This is a genomic window from Oleiphilus sp. HI0043 (assembly GCF_001634935.1).
The window spans coordinates 1-1,014 of record NZ_LWEY01001097.1 but is presented as its reverse complement, the minus strand read 5'-3'; the positions used below and the strand labels follow the sequence as shown (position 1 = coordinate 1,014).

Annotated in this window: 2 protein-coding genes; one reads left to right on the top strand and one right to left on the bottom strand. The window is 45.1% G+C overall.

Features of this window, described 5'->3' with window-relative positions; translation table 11 throughout:
• Positions 1 to 437: 4'-phosphopantetheinyl transferase superfamily protein (locus A3729_RS11960; RefSeq protein WP_369820131.1), on the bottom strand; the 437-nt coding region annotated here is incomplete at its 3' end.
• Positions 438 to 659: 222 nt separating this feature from the next.
• Between A3729_RS11960 and A3729_RS11955 the strand changes: the two genes are divergently transcribed.
• The coding region (locus A3729_RS11955; RefSeq protein ID WP_156497916.1) for an aminotransferase class V-fold PLP-dependent enzyme at positions 660 to 1,014 on the top strand (355 nt) is incomplete at its 3' end.

The window sequence follows — 1,014 nt, the reverse complement described above, 5'->3', positions numbered from 1 at the left end:
ATCTGGGCGTATTCCTTGGTTGAAAACGAGTATTTGGCCAAAGGCTGAAAATCAACCTCACGCTTATGCGATTCAATGTCCACCCCCAACACCTCATCACGAGAAAAAGCCAGTACGATATGATTGTCAGAATGCGACAAATTAAAGCTCAGCGGGTAATTCGGCAATTCAGGTTTACCGTAATCATTATAATTAAAGCACCATGTTTTAGGTGAATTCCCGGGGAGATATCGGCTAAGCAAGGTGCGTAAGAGATAGCGCGATACGAGATATACATGACGATCTTTTTCAAAGACAAAACGTTCGTATCGCACACGTTCGTCCTCACTCAAAAGAGCAAGAAACTCATCAATATGAGACGCCACATTTATACGTTCAACGGAACAGAGCCAAAGATCTATGCGCTGAGCTTGCATAGCTTTTACCGATAAATTCACAAAACCTTCCACATACACTCGCCACAAAGCTCGCTATAAACGCAAGCTTTGAATCAGGCAGAACAGCTTAACAAAAGAAAGCTCTGTCGGCACTGCTTTAGTCTCCATCGACATCGGCGTTTTAAAGAATGCCCTGATCAGATACGAAAACATTAAAATGCCATCTTATTTCGTATATCATCAGAGCTTCTCCCGGTCCAACAAGCTCAAAACGGTGTCAACATGCCAAGCTTTACCCATTTCCCCCAAGCTGAAACACAATTCCCTCAAGACAAGGAATTATGCTACCTGAATCACGCTGCGGTAAGCCCTTGGCCTGCATGTACGGAGCTAGCCGTTGCCAGGTTCGCCAAAGAAAATGTTTACAGCGGCGCTCAGCACTACCCTCAATGGTTACAGGTCGAGCAAGAACTGCGCGAGCGCTTGGCCAAGTTAATCGGCCTATCATCTACCCATGAAATCGCACTGGCAAAAAACACCTCCGAGGCACTGTCAATGATTGCCTATGGCATTGAATGGCAAGCAGGTGATGAAGTAATTATCAGCAATCAGGAATTTCCGTCTAATCGCATAGTCT